The sequence below is a fragment of the [Actinomadura] parvosata subsp. kistnae genome (assembly GCF_900323885.1).
GTDB lineage: Bacteria > Actinomycetota > Actinomycetes > Streptosporangiales > Streptosporangiaceae > Nonomuraea > Nonomuraea composti.
The window spans coordinates 830,271-848,030 of sequence record NZ_OOHJ01000030.1 but is presented as its reverse complement, the minus strand read 5'-3'; the positions used below and the strand labels follow the sequence as shown (position 1 = coordinate 848,030).

Genomic DNA, 17,760 nt, shown 5'->3' with positions numbered 1-17,760 from the left:
GTGCACCCGGCAAGCAGGCCGCCGAGGGCATGGAGGCGCCGAAACATGGGACACCCATGGACACTCCCACCCCCGCCGACCGCCTCACCGCGTTCGGCAACCAATTGATCACCGTGCACGCCTGGCTCCGCGAGGAGCTCGCCACCCTCCGCGAGGACGCCTCCGCCTACCTGGCGAGCCGTTCCGCGCGAGCCCCCGAGCTGGCGGCCCACTGCCTGGCGTTCTGCTCGGCCCTGGAGCGCCACCACTCCGGCGAGGACGCGACGGCCTTCCCGGCGCTGGCCGAACGGTTCCCGCAGTTACGGCCGGTCCTTGAGGAGCTGACCCGCGACCACCGGATCGTCAGCGACACCTTGCGCAGACTGCAGCGCCTCGTGGACGGTCTCGGCGACGTCCGGACCCGGGACGTGCAAGGCGAGCTGGACGGCCTGGCGGCGCTCGTGGAATCCCACTTCACCTACGAGGAGCGCAAGATCGCCGCAGCCCTGAACGCGCTCGACGTCCCCGAGTGGAGCGACGCACCGCCCGCCTTCCTGCTCACCGCGGGCCCTCTTCCCGAAGAGTGAGATGACATTCTCATTGCTTGGACTCCTCCGCTAGGTTCCCAAGTCGAGTCGAGCGATCGGGAGGAACAGGCCATGGTGGAAGCGCGGGCGCTGACGACGCCGTACCAGGTCGAGTTCCGCGCGGGGCGGAACACAGGACGGGCGGACACCCTCAAGAACGGCGTGGGCGGCACGGCAGGACTGCGACCGCACGAGCTGCTGGAGGCCGCGCTGGCCTCGTGCATGACCATCACGGCCCGGATGGCGCTGGAGGAGATGGGGCTCATCGGCACCGAGGCGAAGGTCGTGGTGACGCTGGACCGCCAGGAGACGGTCACGCGTTTCCGCTACGACCTGGTCCTGGACCCGCCGGTGAGCCAGGCCCAGCACCAGGCGGTGGCCGAACGGGTGCGGCGGTCCCCGGTGCGGCGGACGCTGGGCGGGCCACTGGAGTTCGAGCCGGCCCGCCTCGAGCCGTGACGATCACCACGTCACCCGCGGCGTGTGCTGCGGCGGGTCGAGCCCGTTCCGTCGCATGTGCAGGGGGAGAGGTCGCGGATGTTCGATCTTTGGGATGCTGGACGGAACGACTTCAAGGGGACGAATGCGGATGGGGGCGGCATCGATGGTGAACTACGGCCTTGACATGTCCGGGGTGGAGCTGGACCGGGCGCTGGACGACCTGGTGGCCGAAGGGGACGAGCTCGACGCCCTGGTGGCGGCGGAGGACGACTGGTCGAAGCCGACGCCGGCGGTCGGATGGACGATCGCCCACCAGATCGCCCACCTGGCGGCCGCCGACGCGAACGTGCTCATCGCCCTGCGGGCGCCGGAGGAGTTCGACGCCGTGCTGAAGCAGGCGGAGGCCGCGGGCAGCCGGTACGCCGATCTCGACGCCGCCGCCGGGGCGGCCCGGCCGCGTTCGGTGCTGCTCGAACAGTGGCGTGCCGGGCGGCGCGAGGTGGCGGCGCGGCTCCGGGACGTACCGGCTGATCAGGTGTTCCCGTGGTACGGCTCGCAGGCGGACGCGACGCTCATGGTGCCGCTGCGGCTGATGGAGACGTGGGCGCACGGGCAGGACGTGTTCGACACGCTGGGTGTCGAACACCGTCCGACGAACCGGCTCCGGCACGTGGCGCTGCTGGGCGTGATGGGGCGGGAGCTGTCGTTCCACGCCGCCCAGCTGCCGCCTCCGGCGGAGCCGTTCCGGGTCGAGCTGACCGGCCCCGACGGCGAGACCTGGGCGTGGGGGCCGGAGGACGCCGCGCAACGCGTTCAGGGCAGCGCGCTCGACTTCTGCCTCCGGGTCACGCGGCGCAGGCCCCTGGCCGAGACCGGCCTCACGGCGGTCGGCCAGGACGCGCGGACGTGGCTCGACGTCGCGCGCGTCTTCCTCTGATCAGCCGCCCGGCCGGCCAGGCGCCCCAGGCCCGTCCGGGCCGGGAGTGACAGGGCGGGGGCTGAAGTGGCGGAGGGCGGCGTCGAGCCGCCCCGGCGTCGTGTTCAGCTCGTCGAGACGGCACAGGCCGATCGTGTCGGTGGCCTTGTCCCGCCACGGCGAGCGCGCGGAGGTCCAGGACAACCGCTGCCCCTCGAACGGGTCGGGACCCGCGAAGTCGAACACCGGGCGCAGGACCAACGTGGCGTGCGGCTTGCGCCCGGCGCCCGGGACGATCGCGACCGAGGCGATGCGCGGCCAGGCGAACCGCACATGACGCAGGCCGCGGGCGAGCTCGACGCCCTCGGCCGAGATCCGCAGATAACGCGGCCTGACCAGCTCGAACGCGAACATCCACGCGGCGTGCGAGGCGAGCAGCAGGGCGACGGCGGCGAGGCCGATCACCACGTACGCGACGGCTCCCAGCACCGCCGACCCGCCGCTCTCCTGCGGGGTCGTGACGAACCAGGGCCTGGCCAGGAACCAGATCACGAGCGCCAGGCAGATCCCCAGGCCCCACAGGAGCCGGCTCGCCCGGCCCTGGCGTGCGACGCTGCCGGCCTTGATCCGGACGACGAACGCGCCGACGGGCGGAGGCTGCGGTTGCTCACCCATCACACGCCGACGATACGCCGCACCGGCGATCCCGCGCCATCGCCCCGGACGCGCCTCGCGCCGGCGATCCCGCGCCATCGCCCCGGACGCGCCTCGCGCCGGCGGCCCCGCGCCATCGCCCCGGACGGGCCTCGCGCCGGCGGCCTCGCGCCTGCGCGCCCGCCGGGTCAGCTCCCGGCGGCGGGCCGGGGGCGGTCGAGCAGCAGGTCGGCGGCGTGGGCGAGGACCTGCGCGCGGGTGCGCCCGGCGTGGTCGGCGGCCAGGAAGTGCGCGCCGATCGCCGCGCAGAACGCCAGCACGCTACGGGCCTCGACCTCGTCGGGGTCGGCGCAGAACGTACCGATCATCTCGCGCAGCAGGGCCATGCGCCGGTTGTCGACCCGCCGCAGCCGCTCGGCGACCGCCTCGTCGCGCCTGGCCCAGCCGCGTACGGCGAGGTCGATGGGCAGCAGGCGGTCGCTGGAGAAGGTGAGCATGCCCGCCCGCTGGATCTTGGCCTTCGGGTCGCCGCCCTCGCGTTCGACGCGCTCGATCACCTCGTCGATGCTCTCCCGCTCCCAGGTGTCCAGCATCGCGGTCAGCAGGGCGTCGCGGTCGGCGAAATATCCGTAGAAGCCGCCTTTCGTGACGCCGAGCCGCTTGGCCAGCGCCTCGACGCGCACGGCGTCCGGGCCTCCGGCGGCCAGGGCCTGCAGCCCGGCCTCGATCCACTTGTCGCGTGGTGTCCGGATCGCGCCCACGATGTGTCCCACCTCACCCTGTCCACCGTCTATACGGCACCGTATAACTGGGGCTAACCTCGATGTATACGGTAGCGTATAGACGAACGGAGACCAGCGTGACGACCATTCCCGCCGCCGTCCGCGAGCTCAGCCCGCTGTCCGGCTACACCGACCACTTCACCCTCGCCACCGACGTCCGGGCCACGCCCGAGCAGTGGGCCCGCGCGATGTTCGGCGACGTGCCCAACGCCTCGGAGCGGCTGATCTGGAGCGGCTTCCTCGGCCTGCGCCTCAGCCCGCGGCCGTCGCCGGACACCGTCGCCGGCTGGCGCATCGCCGAACGCGGCCCCGACTGGATCCGCATGGAGGCCGCGTCCTGGTTCCTGACCGCCCACATCGTGGTGCGCGCCACCGAAGGACAGGTGGCGGCGGCCACCTTCCTCCGGTACGACCGGCCACTGGGACGCGTGGTCTGGACGGCGCTGTCACCGATCCACCGCGCGCTGGTGCCCTGGATCCTGCGCAAGGGCGCCTCCGTACGCGCGCAGGCTCACGGCTGAGCGCTCACCGATGGCTCAGCACGTTCACCACCCGGCCGTTGGGATCGCGCACGAAGAACCGGCGCACCCCCCACTCCTCGTCCCGCAACGCGTGCACGATCTCCGCGCCGCTCGCCTGCACCGCCGCATAGGCGGCGTCCACGTCGTCCACCTCGACGCTCAGGTCGGGCACGACCGGCGCGCTGCGGTCCTGGCTGATGAACGTGACCTGCGCCGTCGGCGTGGTGGGGGAGGCGAGCGTCATGACCCAGCCGAGGTTCATGACCTCCTCGAACCCGAGCAGGGCGTAGAAGTCCCGGCTCTCCTCCATGGCCTCGGAACGGATGTCGGGCATGACGCGGCGGACGGACATGAGCGGTCCTCCTGGTAGACGAAAGCAACGTAGGCCCATCGTCTCCAGGGGCGCCGCGGCCGAGCTTGAAGATTTGGGACCTTTACCCGGCCATGCCCTCCGCGCGCAGCCACGCGGCCGGCGTACATCCCGCCATGGCCCGCCACTCCCGCGTGAGATGCGCCTGATCGGCGAACCCCGCCCCCGCCGCGACCGCCGCCAGACTGACCGCCCCCGCACGGGCACCCGCCACCAGGTCACCCCGCGCGGCCTCGAACCGGAGCAGCCGCTGGTACTCCTTCGGCGTCACCCCGCACGCGGCCCGGACCGTACGGCTCAGATAACGCCTGGACCACCCCAGAGCCCGCGCCGCCTCCTCCACCCTCGCCGTCGCCGATAACGCCCCCAGCACGGCACGGAGCGCGGGCCCACCGGCGCGCCCCTCGTTCCGGACCAGGCCGGCCAGCAGCGCGTTCTCGACGAGCGCCCGCCGCTCCGGCCACGACCCGCAGCCCGCCAGCCGCTCCGGCAACTCCGCCATCGCCGGCGCCACCTCCGCCAGCTCGACGACATCCCCCGCCAGCTCCGACGCCGGAACCCCCAGCAACGCGACCGCCCCCAGCGGGCTGAGCGTCACCCACACCCCTCGCGCCCCGCCCCGCTGCCGCAGCTCGGCCGCCCCCAGATGCAGCCCGGCCACCGCCGCCTCGAACCGCCGCCCGGAGCCCGGCCGCCCGAGCCACCCGATCTCCACGGCCTCCGACCGCGGGATCGTGATCGACAACGTGGAGGAGGGCAGCCCCCGATGAACGCCCACCGGCCCCAGCTCGTAGTCACTCACCCTCGCCACGAACGGCGCCAGCGCCGCGGCCCTCCGATGCCGATCAGCCACGACAGCCATCACCCCCCAACGAGCGGACATCATGGTAGCCGCCCGCCCTTCCAGGTCCTTGTGCCGGCGACCGGCTACCCACCCGAGGCGAGCCGGCGGCCCACGTCATGCGGACCGCGGTGCAGGTGTCCCGGGCGCGCTCGGGGCTACTAGCGTGAACTCTGGCAAGCCGGCGGCGACCCGGTCTGGCAGAACCCCCGTGCATGTGGTGCCCCGCTTCGAGCCCACCGACCTGGACGTTGTGGTCGAAAGGGCGGCAAGCTCTAAGCTGGCGGGGGTGACGGGAGCGGCGGCGGGTGTGCGGACGCAGGAGCAGGTGCGGCAGCGGAACCTGAGCGAGGTGCTGCGGTGCGTCCACAAGGAAGGGGCGGTGTCGCGGGCGGTGCTCAGCCGCCGGATGGGCCTCAACCGGAGCACGATCATGGATCTTACCGGCGAGCTCATCGCGGCCGGGCTGGTCCGCGAGGGTGTCCCCACCGGGCAGGGGCGGGCGGGGCGGCCGTCCATCGTCGTCATGCCCGAGCAGGAGAAGGTGTACGGGCTCGCCTTCGACGTCGCCGTGGATCGGTTGCTCGCGGCGCGGGTCGGGCTCGGCGGGCGGGTGCTCGACCGGCGTGCGGCCGTGCGGACGCGGGCGGGGGTCGATCTGGAGGACGTCGTCGGCGTCCTGGCGGGCTTCGGGCGGGAGCTGGTCGCCGGGGCGGACGGGTTGTGCGTGGGGGTCGGCGCGTCGTACTGCGGGTTGATCAAACGCGCGGACGGGACGGTCCGGTACGGGCCGCACCTCGGCTGGGAGGACCAGGCGTTCGGGCCGGAGCTCGCCGCCGGGCTGGGGCTCGGGCTGCCCGTGGAGGTGGGGAACGAGGCGCATCTGGGTGCGGTCGCCGAGCACGTACGGGGTGCCGGGCGGGACGTGGACAACCTCATCTACCTGCACGGCGACGTCGGCGTCGGCGGGGGGATCATCGTCGGCGGGAAGCTCCTCGACGGCGACGCGGGCTACGGGTGCGAGCTCGGGCACATGCTGGTCAACCCGTTCGACGGGAGGCCGTGCCTGTGCGGGTCGCGCGGCTGCCTGGAGGCCGAGGTGGGGGAGGAGGCGCTGCTCGACTACGCCGGACGCGCGAACGGCCTCATCGGGCGCGACGGCATCCGGGCCGTCGTCGCCCTCGCCGCGGCCGGTGACACCCGGGCGCGGGACGCCCTCGACCGGGTCGGCGACTGGCTCGGCGTCGGCGTCGTCAACCTCATCAACCTGTTCAACCCGGCGCTCGTGGTCTTCGGCGGGATGCTCAGCGACGTCTACCCGGCGGCCGCGGCCCGCGTCCGCGCGCGGATCGACGCGCACGTGCTGCCGGTGTCACGCGAACGCGTCCGCCTGGCCGTGACGGCCCTGGGCGAGGACACCACGCTCGCCGGAGCCGCCGAGCTCGCCTTCGCCGGCCTCCTGGACGACCCGCTCCACACGCTGGCCGCCCTGCGGTGACCGCGCTGGAACCCGGCCATGCCGTCCCGCTCAGGCTCGCGCGACGCCGATGGCGGTGCGTCGAGAATGAACGGGCTCGCCCGGCGGGCTCTGAGGCCCGGGGACGACGCCTGCCGCGTCAGGGCGACGACGTGGACACGGTCGTCGCCCTGATGTCCGGGCTCAGCCCAGCGGGATGACCGGCTCCGTCGTGCGGCTGGCGTAGAAGCAGCCGGTGGTGGGCAGGCTGCTCGCCGCCGGCGGGGTTGTGCCGTCGTAGATGGCCAGCAGGAAGTTCTGCGGGCAGCGCCGCGTGCTGCCGGTGCGGATGCCGAAGTGCAGGTGCGGGCCGGTCGAGTTGCCGGTGTTGCCGGTCAGCCCGATCTGCTGGCCGACGCCGACCGAGGCGCCGTTGGAGACCGACCACGACGAGAAGTGGCAGTAGGTGTAGATGGCGCCGTCGGTGCCGGTCAGGTTGATGCCGCGCCCGCACAGGCTGTCGTCGATGACGGTCACGGTGCCGGCCCGGACGGCGTAGGCGGGGGTGCCGGTGCCGACCGGCAGGTCGATGGCGGGGTAGTCGTGGTGCGGGTCGTCGTACTCGCTGCGGGGCAGCGCGCCGCGCGGCAGGGGCAGGGAGAACGCGGCCCCGCCGGTCGAGGGGGTGAGCCGGATGGCGTCGGCGACGACGTAGCCGGGCTGGCTGGTCCAGCGGCTGACGCCGACCACGTTGTAGTCGCCGGCGGCCAGGGTGAACGTGCCGAGGCTGACCCAGCGGCCGCCGTTGGCGCGCTGGTCGACGGTCACGCTGCGGGTGCCGTCCGCGGTGGCCACCACGAACGGGGTGGCGCTGTTGTAGCCGGCGTCCGCCGGATACCAGACCTCCACCAGGTGGGGGCCGGCCGCGGGGATCGAGGCCCGGAACCAGGCGGCGTCGCTGGCGACGGTGTTCGGGGTGGCGAACCGGTAGTCGGCGCCGTAGCGTTGCGCCGACCACGCGGAGGTGCCCCAGTCGGCGCCGGCGGTGAACTGGCCCGCGGTGGCGTTGTCGACGATGGTGCTCGCGGCCGCCGCCGGGTTCGCGGGGCCGAGCAGGGCCAGGCAGACCGCTACGACGGCGGCCGATAAGCGAGTGATGGTTTTCACGAGCTGTTCCCTCCGGGGGGTTGAGGGGAAGCAGGGGTGAAAGTATTCAACCAAGGTGCGGGGCGGCGATGAAAGATATCTCGCTCGGCAACGGGGCCGGCCGCGTTCTCGGGTGAGCCTTTGATTGCTGACAGTGACGCCAATCTGTCGGATCCGTAACTCTCTGTTATTGTTCGATTACTTAGAGTGGGGATGTGAGGCTTCCCCGATCCGCTCCCCGTCCTGACGGCACCCCCGCGCCCCTGGCCGTCGTGCTCTTCTCCGGCGGGCTCGACTCCACGGTGCTGGCCGTCCACTACGCGAGGACGCACCGGCTGCTGCTGCTCTCCTTCGACTACGGCCAGCGGCACCGCGCACCCGAGCTCGCGGCCGGCGCGGACGTGGCCGCCGACCTGGAGGCCGAGCACCACACGGTGACGATCACCGGCCTGAGCCCCCTGCTGACCGGGTGCTCGCTGACCGACCCCGACGAGCAGGTGCCGACGCTGGTCCCCTCCGACGCCGCGCTGCGCTCGATCACCATCCCCAATCGCAACGCCTTCATCCTCGACATGGCCGTCGCCGTCGCCACGGCCCGCCAGGCCGAGGTGGTGGCGCTCGGCGTGCACCACACCCGCGAGGGCTACCCCATGCCCGACGGCCGGCCCGACTTCTTCGAGGCGTACCAGGAGATGGTGCGGCTGGCCTCCCGGGGGTTCCACACCCCGCGGATCGAGGTGCCGTTCATCAGCATGCAGAAGGAGGACATCGTCGCCTACGGCGCGCGCCTGGGCGCGCCCATGCACAAGAGCTGGACCTGCTACCTCGACGGTCCCGTCCACTGCGGCACCTGCATCGCGTGCATGACCCGCAGGAGCGCGTACGCCCGCAGCGCCACCCCCGACCCGACCCACTACGACAGAGAGGCGCTTGATGACGCATCGGATCCGGGTCCGCCATAATTTCGAGACCGCTCACCGGCTGCCCCATCTGGGCGGCAAGTGCCACAGCCTGCACGGCCACTCGTGGTGGGCCGAGGTCGTGGTCGAGGCGGAGGAGCTGAGCGCGGACCAGACCATCGTCGAGTTCGGCCCGTTCAAGAAGGAGTTGCGCGCGTTCATCGACGCGCACCTCGACCACGGCGCCATGCTGGGCGCCGACGACCCGCTCGCGCCGCTGCTGGCCGCGCACGGCAGCAAGGTCTACCTGTTCGGCCAGGCCCCCTACGTCCGCGACCTGCCCCATCCCACGGTGGAGGCGGTCGCGGTGCTGCTGGCCAGGGCGTCCGAGGCGATCCTGGACGGACGCGAGCGCGCGGCGGGCGCGCGGGTCGGCCGGGTCCGGGTGACGGAGACCCACGTCAACGCGGCCGAGTACGTGCCAGGCGACGGCCGGCGCGATCCCTCGCTCAGGCGAGCGGCGTCATGACGATCGAGAAGGCCGTCGCCATCGACCAGGCCCCGGCGCACGCCCGCCGGCTGATGGCCGCGCTCGGCCTGCCCCTGGACACCCCCGGCCTCGCCGACACCCCCGCCCGGCTCGTGTCGGCCCTGTACGAGCTGACCGCCGGGATGCGCGAGGACCCCGGCCGGCACCTGGAGGTCACCTTCCCCGCCGAGTCCGCGCAGTCGGGCGTCATCGCGGTCACGGACCTGCCGTTCATCTCGCTGTGCGAGCATCACCTGCTGCCCTTCACCGGCAGCATGACCGTCGCCTACCTGCCGTCGCCGGGCGCGCCCATCGTGGGGCTGTCCAAGCTGGCCCGCATGGCGCAGGGCTTCGCCGCCCGGCCGCAGGTGCAGGAGCGGCTCGGCGAGCAGATCGTCGAGAGCCTGTCCACCCGGCTCGACTGCATGGGGGCGGCCTGCCAGGTCGTCGCCGAGCACTCCTGCATGACGCTGCGCGGCGTGCGGGCGGCGGGAGCGAAGATGACGACCCTGCACCTCAAGGGCGTCTTCGAGCGCGACACGCTGGCCCGCAGGGACTTCATGGGCCTGTGCCGGGCCTGACCTCGCCGCCCGCAGCCGTGGCCGAGTACGGCCGGCATACTCGTACGATACCTGTTCGTAGTCGATCGAACACTCCCCGTAGGAAAACGGCAGGCATAGCGACCCGGGAGAAGAGGAGCACCAGGCGTGAGCGAGGCGGAACGCTGGCTGCGCGAATGGAGTCACCGGCTAGGAGCGACGGGCCAGGCGGACACGGGCGCCAACGTCGGCATGTTCCGGACACGGCGGGTGCTCGGCACCCTCCGCCCCGCCGACGTGGAGCAGGTCCGGGCCATCCTGCGCACGGCCGTCCCCGGCGTGACGCTCCACCCCCTCAGCACGGGGCACAACTGGGGGCTGGGCTCGCGCGAGCCGGTCCGCGACGGCGCCGTGCTGCTCGATCTGCGGCGGCTCGACCGGGTCCGCCACCTCGACCTGGACGTCGGAGCCGCCGTGGTGGAGCCGGGCGTCACCCAGGGCCGGCTGGCGGGGCTGCTCGCTGGCAGCGCGTACATGCTGAACGTCACCGCCTCCTCCGCGCACACCAGCATCGTGGGCAACGCGCTGGAGCGGGGCGTCGGGCTGCGCCGCCAGCGCTGCGAGGACGTGGCCGGGCTCGAGGTGGTGCTGGCCGACGGCCGGCTGCTGCGGCTGGGGAGCTGGCCCGACGGGCAGGGACGGGTGGTGCCGTACCGGCACGAGGTGGGCCCCGCGCTGATGCCGCTGTTCGCGCAGTCGAGCTTCGGCGTGGTGACCGCCGCGGTGATCCGGCTGCTGCCCAGGCCGCGCGCCCTGCACCTGGTACGGCTCCGCTTCGGCGCGGGCCGGCTGGCCGAGGTCGTGGACGAGCTGCGCGACTACCGGGGGCAGCGGCTGGTCGGCGGGGTGCTGAAGATCTACCAGTCGGGCGACTCCGAGGAGTGCACCGCGTACTGCTGCGTGGACGGCGACCCCGAGCTGGCCGCGCTCGCCCGCGACCTGCTGCTGCGCCGGGCCGGCGGCAGCGGCCTGTTCGACGACGTGTGCGCGCACCCGGGCGGCGAGCAGCTGCCCGACCAGCTGCGCCGCTGCCTCGGCGGCGACCCGGGCGGGAACGAGGCGGTGCTGCGTGACTGGTTCGGCACGACGTCGGGCGGCGTCGACGCCAACCCCGGCACCGGCTACCTGTTCTTCCTGCCGCTGCTGCCGTTCCGGGGCGCGGCGGTCGCCCGGGCGCGGACGCTGGTGCGCCAGGTGGGCGCCGAGACCGGCACGCGCTGGCAGGCCACCGTCAACGCCATCTCCGGCGACGTGATCGACCTCGCGGTGTCGTGCCTGTTCCCCAAGACCGGGGCGGCCCGTGCCCACCAGGCGCTGGGCCTGCTGCACCGCCGGTTCGCCGAGCACGGCTGGCTGCCGTACCGGCTGGATGTCGACCACATGACCGCCGGCGGCCCGCCCGAGGTGCTCGGCCGGTTGAAGGAGCTGTTCGACCCGCGGGGGGTGCTCGCGCCGGGCCGCTACGAGCCGGACGCGGGGTAGCGTCTACCCCGCGAAGCCGATCACGAAGGGTGCCCGCCGTTGGACCAGCAAGACATGTCTCCGCGCGCGCGAATCAGCAGGTACGGCGACGTCGCGAGCGCGCTCGCGCTGCACAGCGACCGGCGGCTCGGCGAGGCGCTGGCGCGGGCGCGGCCCCTGGGCTCCGGCATCGGCGGCACCTCGGCACTGCTCGACGTCGGCGGCGTGCCCGTCTTCGCCAAGCGCATCCCCCTGACCGACCTCGAACGCCGCCCGGGCAACGTGATGTCCACCGCGAACCTGTTCGGGCTGCCGCCGTTCTGCCAGTACGGCATCGCCGCCATCGGCTCGCCCGGCTTCGGCGCCTGGCGCGAGCTGGCGGCGAGCGTCATGACGACCACCTGGGTCCTGACCGGCCGCGGCGCCGCCTTCCCGCTGCTGTACCACTGGCGGGTGCTGCCGGGAGCGCCGCCGCCGACCGGCGAGCACGCCGACGTCGAGGCGGCCGTCCGCTACTGGGACGGATCCGCGGCGGTGGGGGACCGGCTGCACGCCCTCGCCCGCGCGTCGGCGAGCATCGTGCTGTTCCAGGAGTACATCCCGCACACCCTCGACACCTGGCTCGCCGCGCAACTCGCCGCCGGCCACGACGCCGCGACCGAGGCGATCGCCATGGTCGAGTCGCGCCTGCTCACCGACGTGGCCTTCATGAACGGCCAGGAGCTGATGCACTTCGACGGCCACTTCGGCAACATCCTCACCGACGGCGACCGCCTCTACCTCGCCGACCTCGGCCTCGCGACCTCCTCCCGCTTCGACCTGTCCGAGCAGGAGCGCGGCTTCCTGCGCCGCAACCGCACCCACGACCTCGCCTACGCGATGACGCGCCTGGTCAACTGGCTCGTCACCCACGTCTGCGGAGTGCCGACGCCGCCGGACGGCAAACAGCGGCCCCGCAACGACTACATCCGCGCGTGCGCGGCGGGCGCGGACCCGACCGGCGCCCCGCCGGCCGCCGCCACGATCATCCGCCGGTACGCGCCCGTCGCGGCGGCCCTGAACGCCTTCTACTGGGATTTCTACGGCACCAGCAGGACGACGCCGTACCCGAGCGAGACGATCGAACGCGCCACCAGCGCGATCCGGGCACGCTCCGGCGACGTCACACCCGCCTGCCCTTGAGCAGCACCGTGCTCAGCCGGCGATGACGGAGGCGGGGCGGGCCCGCAGCTCCATCACGGCCCTCTTACGCGGCGATGTGCTCGGGACGGACGCCCAGGCCGATGAAACGTCCGAGAAGGTGGCGCAGCGGCGGCAGCGTGCGGAACGCGGTGAAGATCGGGGGCACGTGCCCGGTCGTGTCGTCGCCCAGGTCCTTGGGGTAGAGGTCGCGCAGGATGCCGAGCTGGAAGGCCTGGGTGATCCGCGCGGCGCGTTCCCTGCGCGCCTGCACCCGGGCCAGGTCGGCGTCTTCGGGGGTGCCGCCCCGGGCGAGGAGCGGGCCCAGCAGGTTGGCGGTGGCCACCGCGTCCTGCACGGCCAGGTTGATGCCGACGCCGCCGGCGGGCGACATGGCGTGGGCGGCGTCACCGATGCACAGCAGCCCCGGCCGGTGCCAGCGCGGCAGCCGGTCCACGCGCACGCTCAGATGGTGCACCGCCGCCCAGTCGCCGAGGTGCTCGACGCGGTCGCGCAGGGCGGGCGCCAGGTGTGCCACCCGCTCGCGGAACGCGGGCAGCCCGGCGGCCTTGAGCTCGGCGAACGCGCCGGCCGGGATCGCGTAGGCGAGCTGCCAGTAGTCGCCGCGGTCGATGGAGATCAGCGCCCCCTTGCCGCCCTGGAAGAAGGGCACGTGGTCCTGAGGGTGGCGGGGGAGGTGGAACCACAAGACGTCCATGGGAGGCGAGGAGCCGACGGGGGTGAGGCCGGCGCGGTCGCGTACGGTGGAGTGGCGGCCGTCGGCGCCGATCACCAGGTCGGCCCGCACCTCCAGCGGGCCGTCGGCGGTGTCGGCCAGGACGCCGGTCACCCGCCCCCGCTCGGGGATCAGGTCCGTGGCGCGGGCGCGGCGCAGCAACCGGAAGGACGGGTACGCGGCGGCCTTGGCGGCCAGGAAGTCCAGCACGTCCCACTGCGGCATGAACGCGATGTACGGGCAGCGCACGTTCAGCCGGGTGAAGTCGGCGAAGGTGACGTCGCGGCCGCCCATGTTGACCGTCACCTGCGGCATCCTCGTGTGCGGGAGGTCCAGGAACTCCTCGATCCAGCCCAGCTCGGCGAACAGCTGCAGGGTGGAGGGGTGGACGGTGTCGCCGCGGAAGTCACGCAGGAAGTCCGCGTGCTTCTCCAGCACCACCACCTCCACGCCCTGGCGGGCCAGCAGCAGCCCGGCCATCATGCCCGCGGGCCCGCCTCCGACGACACAGCACTGTGCGCGCATCTCATCCTTCTTCCGGGAACAGCAGCCCGACCAGGGCCGCGACGTCGATGGGGGTGCCCAGCCGCCGGTTGACGGCGACGGCGGCGAACAGGGTGCGGGCCGCCGTGGCCGTGTCGTGCGGGCGCAGCTCGCCGGCGGCGACGCGTTCGATCAGGAAGTCGCCGATGAGCCGCCGGCCCTCAGCCGCCAGCGTCGCCAGCGGCGCGCGGGCCTGCGCGGCGCTGAAGAACACCGCCATCAGCTCGGCGTTGTCGGCCAGCAGCCGGTCGAACTCCGCCAGCAACTCCGTCAGCACCACGACGGCCGGCCGGCTGTCGCGGGCCTGTGAGCGCAGCTCACGCAGGCGCGGCAGGAAACCCCGCTCCGCCAGCAGGGTCTCCACCATCGCCTCCTTGCTGTCGAAGTAGCGGTACAGCAGGCCCGGGGTCACCTCGGCGGCCTGCGCCACGTCCTTGACCGTGGCGCCGTCGACGCCCTTGTCGGCGAACACCCGCAGGGCCGCGTCCAGCAGTTGCTCCCGCCGCCACACCGCTTGCTCGCTTCGCGTCCTGGACACTTCCCACCTCGTTGAGTAAACGTTTATTCAACGTATCACGCCCAGGAAGCGGTCGCCGCCCGCGCGGCGGCCGGTCCGGGGTCGCGCCAGGTGCGGGCGCCCTCGATGTGACGACCGCGGGGTCAGCGGGTGATCGCGTACGCGCCCGCGTCGAGGTCCTCGACGAGGGTCGGGCCGGTGGGCGTCCAGCCGAGGAGGTTCTGGGTCGCGGTGCTGGTCGCCGCCAGGTCCATGCCGAAGAACGTGCCGATCCACCCGAAGTGCCCCGGCACGTCGGCGGGGTCGATCGAGCTGACGGGCAGGTCGAACGCGCGCCCGATCGCCTCCGCGATCGCCCGGGTCGGGACGCCTTCCTCGGCGACGGCGTGCAGGCGCGAGCCCGCCGGCGCCTTGCCGAGGCCGAGCGTGACCAGGCGGGCCGCGTCGCGCACGTGCACGGCGGACCAGCGGTTGGCACCGTCGCCCGGGTAGGCGGAGACGCCCTTCTCGTGGGCGATCGCGGAGAGGATCGCGATGAACCCGTGGTCGCCGGTGCCGTGCACGGTCGGCGCGAAGCGCAGGCTCACGCTGTGCACGCCCTGGCCGGCGAACTCCAGCGCCAGGTTCTCGCTCCCGCCCCGGGGCGAGCCGGGGCCGTGGTGCGGGGACGCGTCCTCCTCGGTGGCGGGCCGGCCCTGGGCGAGCCCGGCGACCCCTGCCGCGACCAGGAACGGGCGGCCGGTTCCCGCCAGCGCCTCGCCCATGGTCTGGACGGCGGCCCGCTCGGCCGCCGCCGTGCCGGCCGGGTCGGCCCAGTCGTGCTTGTTCGCGAGGTGGATGACGGCTTCGGCGTCCTGGGCGCCGAGGCGCAGGCCGTCGAGGTCGTCGAGGTCGCCGCGGCGGACCCAGGCCCCCTTGGCCTCCAGGGCGGCGGCGGAGCGGTCGGACCTGGCCAGGCCGGTGACCTCGTGGCCGGCGGCGAGCAGGTCGTCGGTCACGGCGGAGCCGATCCAGCCGGAGGCTCCAGTGACGAAAACGCGCATGAGGGTTCTCCTTCGGCGCACCGCCGCCAGGGCGGAGCGCGTTCTTCCGGAAGTGATGTCTGTGACTGACGTCAGTCACAGACATCACCGTACCCCCGCATGTCGGTCGCTGTCATCACTAGACTTGATCGCATGACGCGTTGGGAGCCCGGGGCCGCGGAACGGCTGCAGGAGGCCGCACTCGACCTGTTCGCGACCCAGGGGTTCGAGCAGACGACCGCCACGGAGATCGCACAGGCCGTCGGCCTGACCGAGCGCACCTTCTTCCGCCACTTCAGCGACAAGCGCGAGGTCCTCTTCCACGGCCAGCACCTGTTCACCCAGGCGTTCCTCGACGGCGTGCAGGCCGCGCCGCCCGACGCGTCCCCGATGGAGATCGTCGCCTCCGCGCTGCGCTCGGCGACGTCCTCCTTCCCGGACGAGCGCCGCCCCCATTCGCGCAGCCGGCAGGCCGTCATCGACCAGAACCCGGCGCTGCAGGAACGCGAGCGGCACAAGCTCGCCAGCCTCGCCGCGGCGCTCGCGGACGCCCTGCGCGCGCGAGGCGTGGACGACCTCGCCGCCACCCTGGCGGCGGAGTCGGGCGTCACCGTGTTCAAGGTCGCGTTCATCCGCTGGCTGCGCGAGGACGAGCGGCGCTCCCTCACCGACCTCGCCGAGGACGTGCTACGCGAGCTGCTGGCCCTGACCCGCGACCCCTCCTGACCTCCAGGACGGCGCAGGGCGGCGGCGACGTCACCCGGTACGTCGCGGACGTCCGCGTCCGTTCGCCGTCACGAGCCGCACAGAGCGGCCAGCCGGCGGAGGTCGGCGCGGATCGAGCGCCGCAACAACCACCTCAGCACCGGCTCCAGCAGCCGCTCGGAGGTCGCGCGCGGGGTGACGCGCACCTGGAAGGTGAAGCGGCACCGGTCCGCGCCGAGCGGCTCGACCAGCCGGCCGCCCTCGGCGTCGATCCCGGACGTGGTGCGCCACCCGAACGAGCGCCCCGGCTCCACCCGGACGACCTCGCCCCCGTTGCGGTAGGTCCGTCCCGCGAACCGCATCACCTCGGCGGTGGTCGTGCCCACCCCGACGATCCCCTCGGGGCTCGGCACCATCGTCTCGACACCCTCGCGCCAGCGCGGATCCTGACCGTAGTCGGCGACGACCGCCCACACGCGGGCGGCCGGGCAGGCGATCTCCCGGGATTCCTGAAGCTCGATCACCCGGCGATGATAGGGCGCGAGTCCGTGCGACCCCTGACGAAAGTCAGGGGGTGAGCTGGACTTTCGGGCGTGCCGGGCGGGGCGGCGCCGTTCCTACAGTGCTGGGCATGATCAGAACCCGGCGCGACTCCGCCGCCCTCCTCCTCGCCCTGACCCTGGCCCTGCCGGTGACGGCCGCGACGATGTCAGCACCCGCCGCCGCCGACGTGCGGCTCGCGATCCCGCACCCCACCGGCCGGTACGACGTCGGGCGCGACACCCTGCACCTCGTCGACACCGGCCGCCGCGACCCGTGGGTGCCCACAGCCGCCCGCGAGCTGATGGTGTCGGTGTACTTCCCGGCCCGGACAGGCGGGGACACGGCGCCGTACATGACCCTCGAGGAGGCCCGGCTCCTCCTGGAGGGGCAGAAGCTCGACCGCGTCATCAAGCCCGGGCAGCTCGCCGGAGTCGGCACGAACGCGCACCTGAGCGCCCGCCCCGTCGGCGGCCGGCACCCCCTGGTGGTGCTGTCGCCGGGATTCACGCTCAACCGCGCCACCCTGACCACGCTCGCCGAGGACCTCGCCTCCAAGGGGTACGTCGTCGCCCTCGTGGACCACGCCTACGAGTCGTTCGGCACGAGCTTCCCCGGCGGCCGGACCCTGACCTGCGTCGCCTGCCGGACCGTGGAGAGCGCCCCCTCCGACGACGCGGAGAAGGAGCTGATGGGCAAGGCCGCGGCCGGGCGGGCGGCCGACCTGTCGTTCGTCATCGACCGGCTCACCCGTCCCCGCCGCTCCGCGCCCGCCTGGAAGCACTGGCAGATGATCGACCCGCGCCGGATCGGCGCGGCCGGCCACTCGCTCGGCGGCAACGCCGCCGCCAGCGTCATGGCCACCGACCGGCGCGTCCGTGCCGGGGCGAACCTGGACGGCTCGTTCTTCGACCCGGTCCCGGCGAAGGGCCTCGGCGGGCGGCCGTTCCTCATGCTCGGCACCAAGGCCCAGCACTCGCCCGGCTCCGCCGACACCACCTGGCCGCGCGACTGGCCGCGCCTGAACGGCTGGAAGCGCTGGCTGACCGTCGCGGACGCCGGCCACTTCACCTTCATCGACCTGCCCGTCCTGGGCGCGCAGGCCGGAATCACCGACCCCTCCGCGCCGCTGCCGGGCAAGCGGTCGGGGGAGATCACCACCGCGTACGTGGGCGCCTTCTTCGACCAGCACCTGAACGGCGAGCACCAGCCCCTCCTGGACGGCCCGTCGCCCGCCAACCCGGAAGTGACCTTCCAGAACCCCTGAAAGGGGAAGGGGCTTAGGGCCCGGTTCGCGGGGACGGTAGAGTCTGGCACCGGATCATGAGCGGCGCAGG

Annotated in this window: 21 protein-coding genes; 12 read left to right on the top strand and 9 right to left on the bottom strand. The window is 73.4% G+C overall.

Annotated features, from left to right (window positions below):
- Nucleotides 1–56: 56 nt before the first annotated feature.
- The 3 genes from KIS93_RS59640 to KIS93_RS59630 all read left to right on the top strand — a co-directional run bounded on the left by KIS93_RS59640 (nt 57) and on the right by KIS93_RS59630 (nt 1,944).
- Nucleotides 57–566 (top strand): hemerythrin domain-containing protein, encoded by a 510-nt coding sequence (locus tag KIS93_RS59640; protein WP_080039859.1) that lies wholly within the window; start codon nt 57–59, stop codon nt 564–566.
- Nucleotides 567–638: 72 nt separating this feature from the next.
- Nucleotides 639–1,025, top strand: coding sequence for an OsmC family protein (locus KIS93_RS59635; RefSeq protein ID WP_080039858.1), 387 nt, complete (start codon nt 639–641; stop codon nt 1,023–1,025).
- Nucleotides 1,026–1,155: 130 nt separating this feature from the next.
- Entirely contained in the window at nt 1,156–1,944 is a 789-nt protein-coding gene (locus KIS93_RS59630) for a TIGR03084 family metal-binding protein (protein WP_230466279.1), read from the top strand.
- On the opposite strand, the gene KIS93_RS59625 is transcribed toward KIS93_RS59630, so the two are convergent.
- Both KIS93_RS59625 and KIS93_RS59620 read right to left on the bottom strand, forming a co-directional pair.
- Nucleotides 1,945–2,598, bottom strand: coding sequence for a hypothetical protein (locus KIS93_RS59625; RefSeq protein ID WP_080039856.1), 654 nt, complete (start codon nt 2,596–2,598; stop codon nt 1,945–1,947).
- 167 nt (nt 2,599–2,765) lie between these two features.
- Nucleotides 2,766–3,350: a TetR/AcrR family transcriptional regulator gene (locus KIS93_RS59620; protein WP_080039855.1), complete on the bottom strand. Its 585-nt coding sequence runs from the start codon at nt 3,348–3,350 to the stop codon at nt 2,766–2,768.
- A gap of 86 nt (nt 3,351–3,436) precedes the next feature.
- Between KIS93_RS59620 and KIS93_RS59615 the strand changes: the two genes are divergently transcribed.
- A complete protein-coding gene (locus tag KIS93_RS59615; RefSeq protein ID WP_230466278.1) occupies nt 3,437–3,880 on the top strand; it encodes a DUF2867 domain-containing protein in 444 nt (147 codons plus the stop codon).
- Nucleotides 3,881–3,884: 4 nt separating this feature from the next.
- On the opposite strand, the gene KIS93_RS59610 is transcribed toward KIS93_RS59615, so the two are convergent.
- Both KIS93_RS59610 and KIS93_RS59605 read right to left on the bottom strand, forming a co-directional pair.
- Nucleotides 3,885–4,232, bottom strand: coding sequence for a VOC family protein (locus KIS93_RS59610; RefSeq protein WP_080039853.1), 348 nt, complete (start codon nt 4,230–4,232; stop codon nt 3,885–3,887).
- Nucleotides 4,233–4,314: 82 nt separating this feature from the next.
- A complete protein-coding gene (locus KIS93_RS59605; protein WP_230466277.1) occupies nt 4,315–5,103 on the bottom strand; it encodes a helix-turn-helix domain-containing protein in 789 nt (262 codons plus the stop codon).
- Between the two features lie 277 nt (nt 5,104–5,380).
- Here KIS93_RS59605 and KIS93_RS59600 point away from each other — a divergent pair, with 277 nt between their 5' ends.
- Nucleotides 5,381–6,589, top strand: coding sequence for an ROK family protein (locus KIS93_RS59600; protein WP_080039852.1), 1,209 nt, complete (start codon nt 5,381–5,383; stop codon nt 6,587–6,589).
- Between the two features lie 162 nt (nt 6,590–6,751).
- Here the strand turns inward: KIS93_RS59600 and KIS93_RS68170 are convergent, their stop codons facing one another.
- Nucleotides 6,752–7,714, bottom strand: a complete 963-nt coding sequence (locus KIS93_RS68170; RefSeq protein WP_080039851.1) for a golvesin C-terminal-like domain-containing protein — start codon at nt 7,712–7,714, stop codon at nt 6,752–6,754.
- A gap of 194 nt (nt 7,715–7,908) precedes the next feature.
- Here KIS93_RS68170 and KIS93_RS59590 point away from each other — a divergent pair, with 194 nt between their 5' ends.
- The 5 genes from KIS93_RS59590 to KIS93_RS59570 all read left to right on the top strand — a co-directional run bounded on the left by KIS93_RS59590 (nt 7,909) and on the right by KIS93_RS59570 (nt 12,363).
- On the top strand, nt 7,909–8,655 hold the full coding sequence (locus KIS93_RS59590; protein WP_080039850.1) for a 7-cyano-7-deazaguanine synthase: 747 nt from the start codon (nt 7,909–7,911) through the stop codon (nt 8,653–8,655).
- Entirely contained in the window at nt 8,627–9,121 is a 495-nt protein-coding gene (locus KIS93_RS59585) for a 6-pyruvoyl trahydropterin synthase family protein (protein ID WP_080039849.1), read from the top strand. The genes KIS93_RS59590 and KIS93_RS59585 overlap by 29 nt, the downstream gene beginning before the upstream one ends.
- A complete protein-coding gene (gene folE / locus KIS93_RS59580) occupies nt 9,118–9,702 on the top strand; it encodes a GTP cyclohydrolase I (protein WP_080039848.1) in 585 nt (194 codons plus the stop codon). Before KIS93_RS59585 ends, folE begins: the two co-directional genes overlap by 4 nt.
- Before the next feature lie 126 nt (nt 9,703–9,828).
- Nucleotides 9,829–11,202: an FAD-binding oxidoreductase gene (locus KIS93_RS59575; RefSeq protein ID WP_155127780.1), complete on the top strand. Its 1,374-nt coding sequence runs from the start codon at nt 9,829–9,831 to the stop codon at nt 11,200–11,202.
- Between the two features lie 39 nt (nt 11,203–11,241).
- On the top strand, nt 11,242–12,363 hold the full coding sequence (locus KIS93_RS59570) for a serine/threonine protein phosphatase (RefSeq protein ID WP_230466276.1): 1,122 nt from the start codon (nt 11,242–11,244) through the stop codon (nt 12,361–12,363).
- 64 nt (nt 12,364–12,427) lie between these two features.
- On the opposite strand, the gene KIS93_RS59565 is transcribed toward KIS93_RS59570, so the two are convergent.
- The 3 genes from KIS93_RS59565 to KIS93_RS59555 form a co-directional block, all read right to left on the bottom strand.
- Nucleotides 12,428–13,621, bottom strand: coding sequence for an FAD-dependent oxidoreductase (locus KIS93_RS59565; RefSeq protein WP_080039846.1), 1,194 nt, complete (start codon nt 13,619–13,621; stop codon nt 12,428–12,430).
- Between the two features lies 1 nt (nt 13,622).
- The gene (locus KIS93_RS59560) at nt 13,623–14,177 is read right to left on the bottom strand and encodes a TetR/AcrR family transcriptional regulator (RefSeq protein ID WP_186405108.1); all 555 of its coding nucleotides are present in this window, start codon (nt 14,175–14,177) and stop codon (nt 13,623–13,625) included.
- Nucleotides 14,178–14,299: 122 nt separating this feature from the next.
- Nucleotides 14,300–15,199: an SDR family oxidoreductase gene (locus KIS93_RS59555; RefSeq protein WP_080039844.1), complete on the bottom strand. Its 900-nt coding sequence runs from the start codon at nt 15,197–15,199 to the stop codon at nt 14,300–14,302.
- 132 nt (nt 15,200–15,331) lie between these two features.
- Between KIS93_RS59555 and KIS93_RS59550 the strand changes: the two genes are divergently transcribed.
- Nucleotides 15,332–15,904, top strand: coding sequence for a TetR/AcrR family transcriptional regulator (locus KIS93_RS59550; RefSeq protein WP_080039843.1), 573 nt, complete (start codon nt 15,332–15,334; stop codon nt 15,902–15,904).
- Between the two features lie 68 nt (nt 15,905–15,972).
- Here the strand turns inward: KIS93_RS59550 and KIS93_RS59545 are convergent, their stop codons facing one another.
- A complete protein-coding gene (locus tag KIS93_RS59545) occupies nt 15,973–16,407 on the bottom strand; it encodes an SRPBCC family protein (RefSeq protein WP_080039842.1) in 435 nt (144 codons plus the stop codon).
- A 107-nt stretch (nt 16,408–16,514) separates the two neighbouring features.
- On the opposite strand from KIS93_RS59545, the gene KIS93_RS59540 reads away from it, so the two are divergent.
- Nucleotides 16,515–17,690: an alpha/beta hydrolase family protein gene (locus tag KIS93_RS59540; RefSeq protein WP_155127777.1), complete on the top strand. Its 1,176-nt coding sequence runs from the start codon at nt 16,515–16,517 to the stop codon at nt 17,688–17,690.
- Nucleotides 17,691–17,760 lie beyond the last annotated feature (70 nt).